Source organism: Flavobacterium panici (genome assembly GCF_903819335.1).
GTDB lineage: Bacteria > Bacteroidota > Bacteroidia > Flavobacteriales > Flavobacteriaceae > Flavobacterium > Flavobacterium panici.
The window spans coordinates 1-9,793 of record NZ_CAIJDE010000011.1 but is presented as its reverse complement, the minus strand read 5'-3'; the positions used below and the strand labels follow the sequence as shown (position 1 = coordinate 9,793).

At 36.1% G+C, this 9,793-nt stretch carries 5 protein-coding genes; 4 read left to right on the top strand and 1 reads right to left on the bottom strand.

Going from position 1 to position 9,793, the window contains the following annotated elements:
• From FLAPXU55_RS00110 to FLAPXU55_RS00100, 3 genes are all read left to right on the top strand, one after another.
• Positions 1 to 5,746, top strand: a 5,746-nt coding sequence (locus tag FLAPXU55_RS00110) for a gliding motility-associated C-terminal domain-containing protein (RefSeq protein ID WP_180855871.1), incomplete at its 5' end; no start/stop codon positions are given.
• Between the two features lie 50 nt (positions 5,747 to 5,796).
• Positions 5,797 to 6,708: a PorP/SprF family type IX secretion system membrane protein gene (locus FLAPXU55_RS00105; RefSeq protein WP_180855869.1), complete on the top strand. Its 912-nt coding sequence runs from the start codon at positions 5,797 to 5,799 to the stop codon at positions 6,706 to 6,708.
• A gap of 9 nt (positions 6,709 to 6,717) precedes the next feature.
• Positions 6,718 to 8,721: an OmpA family protein gene (locus FLAPXU55_RS00100; protein ID WP_180855867.1), complete on the top strand. Its 2,004-nt coding sequence runs from the start codon at positions 6,718 to 6,720 to the stop codon at positions 8,719 to 8,721.
• Positions 8,722 to 8,771: 50 nt separating this feature from the next.
• Here the strand turns inward: FLAPXU55_RS00100 and FLAPXU55_RS00095 are convergent, their stop codons facing one another.
• The gene (locus tag FLAPXU55_RS00095) at positions 8,772 to 9,110 is read right to left on the bottom strand and encodes a hypothetical protein (RefSeq protein ID WP_180855865.1); all 339 of its coding nucleotides are present in this window, start codon (positions 9,108 to 9,110) and stop codon (positions 8,772 to 8,774) included.
• Positions 9,111 to 9,177: 67 nt separating this feature from the next.
• On the opposite strand from FLAPXU55_RS00095, the gene FLAPXU55_RS00090 reads away from it, so the two are divergent.
• Positions 9,178 to 9,447 (top strand): helix-turn-helix domain-containing protein, encoded by a 270-nt coding sequence (locus FLAPXU55_RS00090; protein ID WP_235991975.1) that lies wholly within the window; start codon positions 9,178 to 9,180, stop codon positions 9,445 to 9,447.
• The last annotated feature ends 346 nt before the right edge of the window (positions 9,448 to 9,793 follow it).

The following is a 9,793-nucleotide window of genomic DNA, read 5'->3' as shown; positions in this document are numbered from 1 at the left end:
AGCGAATACTGCATCAGGAACTTATACGATTACCTACACAATCTGCGAAGAAGGTTCATCACCATCAAACTGTAAAACAGCTACAGCAACGGTTGTAGTATTAGATATTTTAACTGCAAACTCTGATGTTATTGGATCAGTTACATCAACAAACGCAGCTCAAACATTACCATTAAATGTATTTGATAATGATACTAAAAACGGGACAGCATTAGTTCCATCAGATGTAAATCTGACCACGACTACTGCAGACCCGACAGGATATTTAGTTCTAAATCCAGACGGAAGTTTAACATTAGGTGCTAATGCTCCGGCAGGTGCTTACCAGTTGACTTATACAATCTGTGAGAAACTAAACCCATCAAACTGCAGTTCAAACACCGTAAGTGTAACAGTAGGATCACCGACACCAACACCAGTAATTGATGCAGTAACAGAAACTACAGCAGCTATTAACGGAAACCTTGGAGGCACAACAGTATCATTAATAACTAACGATACATTAAACGGAAACCCGGCTGTAATAGGAACTTCAGCAGGACAGGTAACATTGACAGCAGTAGGAACTCTTCCGACAGGATTGACATTAAATGCAGACGGAACAGTAACAGTTGCACCAAATACACCGGCAGGAACTTACGATGTAACATACAGCATTTGTGAAATTACAAATCCAACAAATTGTGATACCGTAATCTCAAAAGTTGTGGTGACAGGAGGAGTATTAGTTGCAAACCCTGATGTAATTGGATCAGTTACATCAACAAATGCACCTCAGACATTACCATTAAATGTATTTGATAACGATACTAAAAACGGAACAGCATTAGTTCCATCAGATGTAAATCTGACAACAACTACTGCAGACCCAACAGGATATTTAGTTTTAAACCCAGACGGAAGTTTAACATTAGGTGCAAATGCTCCGGCAGGTACTTATCAGTTGACTTATACAATCTGTGAGAAACTAAACCCGTCAAACTGCAGTTCAAACACAGTAAGTGTAACAGTAGGGGCACCGACACCAACACCAGTAATTGACGCAGTAACAGAAACAACTGCTGCAATAAACGGAAACCTTGGAGGTACAACAGTATCATTAATAACTAATGATACGTTAAACGGAAACCCAGCAGTAATCGGTACTTCAGCAGGACAGGTAACCTTGACAGCAGTAGGAACTCTTCCGGCAGGATTAACCTTAAACGCAGACGGAACAGTAACAGTTGCGCCAAATACACCGGCTAATACTTACGATGTTACATACAGCATCTGTGAGGTTACTAACCCAACAAACTGTGATACCGTAATCTCAAAAGTTGTGGTAACCGGAGGAGTATTAACTGCAAATCCTGATGTTATCGGATCAGTTACATCAACAAATGCACCTCAGACATTACCATTAAATGTATTTGCAAACGATACTAAAAACGGAACAGCATTAGTTCCATCAGATGTAAATCTGACAACAACTACTGCAGACCCAACAGGATATTTAGTTCTAAACCCAGACGGAAGTTTAACATTAGGTGCAAATGCTCCGGCAGGTACTTATCAGTTGACTTACACCATCTGTGAGAAACTAAACCCATCAAACTGCAGTTCAAACACAGTAAGTGTAACAGTAGGAGGACCGGCACCAACACCAGTAATTGATGCAGTAACAGAAACAACTGCAGCTATTAACGGAAACCTTGGAGGCACAACAGTATCATTAATAACTAACGATACGTTAAACGGAAACCCGCCTGTAATCGGCAGTTCAGCAGGTCAGGTAACATTGACTGCAGTAGGAACGCTTCCAACAGGATTGACATTAAATGCAGACGGAACAGTAACAGTTGCACCAAATACACCGGCAGGAACTTACGATGTAACATACAGCATTTGTGAAATTACAAATCCAACAAATTGTGATACCGTAATCTCAAAAGTTGTGGTGACAGGAGGAGTATTAGTAGCTAATACTGATGTTATTGGATCAGTTACATCAGGAAGCACGTCTCAAATATTACCATTAAATGTATTTGATAACGATACTAAAAACGGAACAGCATTAGTTCCATCAGATGTAAATCTGACGACAACTACTGCAGACCCGACAGGATATTTAGTTTTAAATCCAGACGGAAGTTTAACATTAGGTGCAAATGCTCCGGCAGGTACTTACCAGTTAACTTATACAATCTGTGAGAAACTAAACCCATCAAACTGCAGTTCAAACACAGTAAGTGTAACAGTAGGGGCACCAACACCAACACCAGTAATTGATGCAGTAACAGAAACTACAGCAGCAATTAACGGAAACCTTGGAGGCACAACAGTATCATTAATAACTAACGATACGTTAAACGCAAACCCGGCTGTAATCGGTACTTCAGCAGGACAGGTAACATTAACAGCAGTGAGTGTTCCAGCAGGATTGACATTAAATGCAGACGGAACAGTAACCGTTGCACCAAATACACCGGCAGGAACTTACGATGTAACATACAGCATCTGTGAGGTTACTAACCCAACAAACTGTGATACCGTAATTTCAAAAGTTGTGGTGACAGGCGGAGTATTAGTTGCTAATACCGATACTATCGGATCAGTTACATCAGGAAGTACATCTCAAACATTACCATTAAATGTATTTGATAACGATACTAAAAACGGAACAGCATTAGTACCATCAGATGTAAATCTGACAACTACTACTGCGGACCCGACAGGATATTTAGTTCTAAACCCAGACGGAAGTTTAACATTAGGTGCAAATGCTCCGGCAGGTACTTATCAGTTAACTTACACCATCTGTGAGAAACTAAACCCATCAAACTGCAGCTCAAACACAGTAAGTGTAACAGTAGGGGCACCGGCACCAACACCAGTAATTGATGCAGTAACAGAAACTACAGCAGCAATCAACGGAAACCTTGGAGGCACAACAGTATCATTAATAACTAACGATACATTAAACGGAAACCCGGCTGTAATTGGAACTTCAGCAGGACAGGTAACCTTGACAGCAGTAAGTGTTCCGACAGGATTAACATTAAACGCAGACGGAACAGTAACTGTTGCACCAAATACACCGGCAGGAACTTACGATGTTACATACAGCATCTGTGAGGTTACTAACCCAACAAACTGCGATACCGTAATCTCAAAAGTTGTGGTAACAGGCGGAGTATTAGTTGCTAATACCGACGTTATCGGATCAGTTACATCAGGAAGTACGTCTCAGACATTACCATTAAATGTATTTGATAACGATACTAAAAACGGAACAGCATTAGTTCCATCAGATGTAAATCTGACTACAACTACTGCAGACCCAACAGGATATTTAGTTCTAAACCCAGACGGAAGTTTAACATTAGGTGCAAATGCTCCGGCAGGTACTTACCAGTTAACTTACACAATCTGTGAGAAACTAAACCCATCAAACTGCAGTTCAAACACAGTAAGTGTAACAGTAGGAGGACCGGCACCAACACCAGTAATTGATGCAGTAACAGAAACTACGGCAGCCATTAACGGAAACCTTGGAGGCACAACAGTATCATTAATAACTAACGATACATTAAACGGAAACCCAGCAGTAATTGGAACTTCAGCAGGACAGGTAACATTAACAGCAGTAAGTGTTCCAACAGGATTAACCTTAAATGCAGACGGAACAGTAACTGTTGCACCAAATACACCAGCAGGAATCTACGATGTAGAATACCGTATCTGCGAGATTACTAACCCAACAAACTGTGATGCAGTAATTTCTAAAGTTGTGGTAATTAGTGGAGCACTATTACAAGCGATTGATGATGTAGTAGGGTCAGTAGTTGGAGTAAATCATCCTCAAACCATTATTAATGTATTTAATAATGATACTAACAACGGATTACCAGTTGTTGCAAATGATATGAATCTTTCAGTTGTAACTCCAGATCCAACAGGATTCTTAACATTGAACCCTGACGGAACAGTTACTTTGGGAGCAAATGCACCAAGAGGAACATATGAATTGACTTATCAGATTTGTGAAAAACTGAACCCAACAAATTGTAGTTCGGCTTCGATTAAAGTAACAGTTGATGAACCAACAATAACAGTAACAGCAAGCAGTTATTGTTCAAATAACGTTCCTTATGTGAAATACAATGTCGTGGCAGATAATTTTACACCAACTAATTTATTAACGATTCAATGGATCGATAGTGCAAACAATGTAGTTGCAACTCAAACTAACTTACCATTAAGCGGAGATATATTATGGCCGGGTGCAACTATTGATGGCAGCGGAAATGGAACAGACTGGCCGGGATGGGTAAATACAAACGGTCAATGGACAGAAGCTGCTGATGGATTTGAGAAAACAAGACCAGGAGTTACAATGGTATTCTCATTAAACCCAACAGTTAGTGTACCGGTAAATTATCCAGCAGCTACGGGAGATTGTAATGCAAGACCAACTTTTGCTATCCAGGCAAATAATGATACAGCAGGACCAATTGATGTTAGCAAAGGAGAAACTTCTGGTATAAATGTATTTAATAATGATACGCATAACGGAGCACAAGTTATTCCAGCAAACGTAATTTTAAGTACAGTTACTCCAGATGCTAATTTAACTTTAAATGCAGATGGTACAGTTGGTATTAAACCTGGAACACAAACGGGAACGTATCACTTGACGTATCAAATATGTGATGCTTTAAGTTCATCTAATTGCAGTCAGGCAGTTGTAACTATTGAAGTCTTGAATACAGTTATTCCGGTTACACCTACAAAACCAATTGTAGCTAACAATGACGGAGTAATATCGGTTGATGGAATTAATGGTTCTCTTGAGTTCATAAATGTATTAGATAATGATTTATTAGACGGATTAGCAGTTAATCCTGCAGACGTTACTATTACAAACACATCTGGAAACAACAATTTTGAATTTAATGCAGACGGAACCGTAAATGTAAAACCAAATACACCAGGCGGACCTTACGATATTACATATCAAATTTGTGAGAAAGCAGCAACGACTACAAATTGTGCTTCGGCAACATTGACAGTTTTTGTAGAAGTTCCGGGAATTGCAATTGTTAAAACAGCAGTCTTCAATGATGATAATCATAACGACATTGCAAATGCAGGCGAAACAATTACATACAAATTCGAAGTAACAAACACAGGAAATGTGCCGTTAACAGGAATTACAATTATAGATCCGCTGCCGGGAGTAATCGTTTCAGGACAAGCTATCAGTTTAGCTGTTGGCGAATCAAATGATACAAACTTTACAGCAGTCTATAAAATAACACAAACCGATATTAATAACGGAAAAGTTACAAATCAGGCAAGTGTTAAAGGAAGCAGTGCAAAAGGAGTAGTAGTTGAGGATCTTTCAGATAATGATGGAATAAACGGAGACAAACCTACTGTGATAACATTAAATGGTTGTGAAATTGACGTTAAGAAAGGTTTCTCTCCAAATGGAGATGGTAAAAATGAGCGATTCTACATTCAGGGAATAGAATGCTACCCAGATAATACAGTAGAAATCTACAACCGTTGGGGAGTATTGGTTTTCGAAAAATCTGGATATAACAATGAAGACAGAGTATTTAAAGGATATTCAGAAGGGCGTACAACTATGAAACAATCAGAAGGATTGCCGGTAGGAACCTATTTCTATATTCTAAAATATAAAGACAGCGGTTCAAACCCTCACGAAAAATCAGGTTATTTATATATCAATAAATAAAAATTACAAACGGCTTAGTACAAGCTAAGCCGTTTTTAAAACTCTTATAAATGAAAAAATTAGGCTTAATTTTCATGTTTTTTACAATTGTGTGTTCTGCTCAGCAAGATTCTCAATTCACACAATATATGTATAATACAATCGAAATCAATCCGGCATATGCAGGTTCGCGCGGCGTATTAAGTGCTTTCGGTTTATATCGTACACAATGGGTTGGTCTTGACGGAGCACCGGTAACAAGTACTTTTTCTGTAAATACACCTCTGGACAATAGTAAATTAGGATTAGGGGTTTCGTTGGTAAATGATAAAATTGGACCAACGACTGAAAACACACTATCGGCAGATTTGTCTTATAGCGTTCCAACTTCAGAGTCATTTCAGCTTTCATTTGGTATAAAAGCCACAGCCAATCTTTTTAATCTTGATGCAAGTAAATTAAGCTACGAAGATCAAAATGACGAAATGTTTCAGGATTTAAGAAACAAGTTTACTCCAAATATTGGAGCCGGAATTTACTGGCATTCAGACCGTGCTTATTTAGGATTATCAGTTCCAAATTTTATCGAAACAAACAGATACGATGATAACGATGTTGCCATCTTCAAAGAAAAAATAAACTACTATTTCATGGCAGGTTATGTTTTCAATTTAGATCGTTTAGAATACATAAAATTCAAACCGGCATTGTTAACAAAAATGGTAGAAGGAGCACCTTTGCAAGTAGACGTTTCAGGAAACTTTATGTTTAATGATAAATTTGTTGTAGGTCTTGCTTACCGTTGGAGCGCTTCTGTAAGTGCAATGGCAGGTTTTCAGGTTACAAGAGGAATGTATATAGGATACGGTTATGATCATGAAACCACACGTTTACAAAAATACAATTCAGGATCACATGAAATTTTCCTTCGTTTTGATTTCTTCAATAACTACAGCAAACTAACTTCACCAAGATTCTTTTAATATTTAAATATGAAGATGAAAAATTTAATTTATTCCTTTTTGTTCTTTTGCCTTTTCATCAATGCAAATGCACAAACTGCCAGTATAAAAAATGCAGATCAAAAATATGATAATTACGCTTACGCGGATGCTATAAAAGCGTACGAAAGTTTAGTAAAAAAAGGAGTTAAAGAAGAAAGAATATTTCAAAGACTTGGTAATTCCTACTATTTCATAGGAGAATTAGAAGAAGCCCTAAACTACTATCAGGAATTATTTAATTTAAATGAAAATCAGGAAGCAGAGTATATGTACAAATATGCCCAATGCTTAAAATCAATAGGAAGTTATCGTAAAGCAGATGAAGTTTTAGAAAAATTCAGCCAAAAAGCACCTTCAGATAAAAGAGCCATTTTGTTTTTAAAGAACAAAAGTTATCTGGAAGATATCAAAGCAAATTCAGGCCGATTTGATATTGCTGATGCCGGAGTTAATTCAAAAGATTCAGATTACGGAAGTACAATTTTAGACAATAAATTAGTATTTACATCTGCAAGAGATACTGGTGCGATTATCAAAAAGAATTTCAAATGGACAAATAAAGCCATTTCGACACTGTATACAGTTGAATTAAATGCTGACGGAAGTATCGAAAAACCAGTACTATTTCACAAAAAGAATTTAAAAGTAAACTTCAATCAATCGACTCCGGTTTTTACAAAAGACGGACGAACAATGTATTTTACCAGAAACAATTCTGTAAACGGTAAAAGAAGACAAAACGAAAAGAACATTACGCTTTTAAAACTTTATAAAGCAGTTTTAATAGATAACGAATGGAAAGAAGTTCAGGAACTTCCTTTCAATAGCGACGAATATAGTGTAGCGCATCCAGCCTTAAGCCCTGATGAAAAAACATTATATTTTGCATCAGATATGCCGGGAACATTTGGTCTTTCGGATATATTCAAAGTAAGTATAGCTGCTGATGGAACTTTTGGAACACCAGAAAATTTAGGCCCGGAAATCAATACAGAAGGCAGAGAAACATTTCCTTTTATTTCAGATGAAAACGAACTTTATTTTGCCAGCGACGGAAGACCAGGTTTGGGTGGACTTGATATTTATGTTTCAAGAATAACAAAAGAAGGTGCTTTTGATGAAGTGCTAAATGTTGGAGAACCAGTAAATAGTAAACAAGACGATTTTGCTTTTATAATTAATAGTAAAAACAGAAACGGATTTTTCTCTTCAAACAGAGTAAACGGCCACGGACTTGATGATATTTACCGTTTTACAGAAAACCGAAGATTAATCTGCGAGCAGCAATTATCAGGAATCGTTACAGATCAGGAAACAAACGAACCACTTTCAAATGTTAATTTGATTTTATTTGATGAAGCTGGTAAAACTGCTGTTGAAACAAAAACAGATGCAAACGGAAATTATGCTTTCGCCGATGTAAGATGCGGGAAAAAATATTTTATCAAAACATCAAAAGAAGAGTATTTGTTTAAAGAAGTTTCTATTTCACTAAAAAAAGCAACAGGTTCAACTACGCTGCCAATAGCTTTAGAACAAAAACCAAAACCAATTGTAAAAGCTATGCCGGTTGTAATAAAAGGCAATTCTATTAAACCAGTTAAAGTTAACATTACAATAGGAACCGATTTGGTAAAACTTTTAAACATACCAATGAACTTTTTTGATTTAGGTAAAGCAACAATTAAAAAAGAATCTGAACCTAAACTGCAAAAAATTGTTGATATACTAAAACAATATCCAAACATAAAAATAGATATTCGTTCGCATACAGACAGCCGTTCATCATCAGAAAGCAATCAGATTTTATCAGATAAAAGAGCACAATCTTCTAAAAACTGGCTTGAACAAAAAGGAATTGATGGAAGCCGTTTAACAGCAAAAGGATACGGAGAAACGCAGCTGGTAAATAAATGTGCCGATGGTGTAAAATGTACCGAGAAAGAACATCAGCAAAACAGACGAAGCGAATTTATAATTACAAGTATGTAATTTTATAATATAAAAAAAGCCCTTTTCAAATCCAGAAAAGGGCTTTTTATTTATGAATTAATGTTGCTAGGTTTTTCAATTAACATCTCACTAATTTCACTTAAAAACTCAAATTCATCTAAAGGAAACATTTCTAAAACGGTTTCTAAAACTAGAGACACATTAACGGGATTTTTATTTGTTTCCGAAATTTTATCTGCTTGTTGGTCTAATGTCAAAATGCACATTTTTAACATATTGGTTATAACGCAACCAAGTTCAAAATAATTTATAAATTTAATTTGAGCGACATTAGTTTCGGTATTATCATCACTGTGTTTTAATGTGCTGAGATATCGATTAGCTAATTTTTTGAGATGAGTTAAATTTTTAATTTCATTCGTTTCCATAATGGTGATTTTGTGTTTTTTAGATAAAAATCAAATGTACGAAAAACTTTAAATAACATACTATAGTATGTTAAAAAGAATAAATAGAAAACGCAAATTGTCCGAAATTAAAAGACAAGTGGATAACTCAGAAGATTTAAAGCGTTTAGGAGCTAGAATTAAAGAGCTTAGAACAGCTAAAGGATTATCACAAGCCAAGCTAGGATTACTGATATTTAAAGATCAGCAATCTATACACAAAGTTGAGGCAGGTGAATTCAATCCTACATATATTTATTTGCTTGCATTATCTAAAGGTTTGGGAATTTCAATAAAAGAACTGTTAGATTTTGAATAAGCTTAAACTTCCAACTTAAATTTTTATATAATCCCTACGGGATATTTTTGGATTGGGATTTCTTTTTTTTCTACCGATATTTAACTCCTAACGGAGTATTTCTAAAAAATTTAAATTCGGTTTTGTCATCATTTAATATTTCGTAGAAATTATATATCGGTAGCCATTTCAAAATATCGACACATATTTTGTCCCGTAGGGACTATACGTTTAATATTGTTTCATATCTCCCTACGGGAAATTGTTTGGGTGGAAATTTCTTTTTTTTCTACCAACCAATTACTCCTAACGGAGTATTTCCTAAAAATTAAAATATCGTATTGTCATCAAATAATATTTAGTAGAA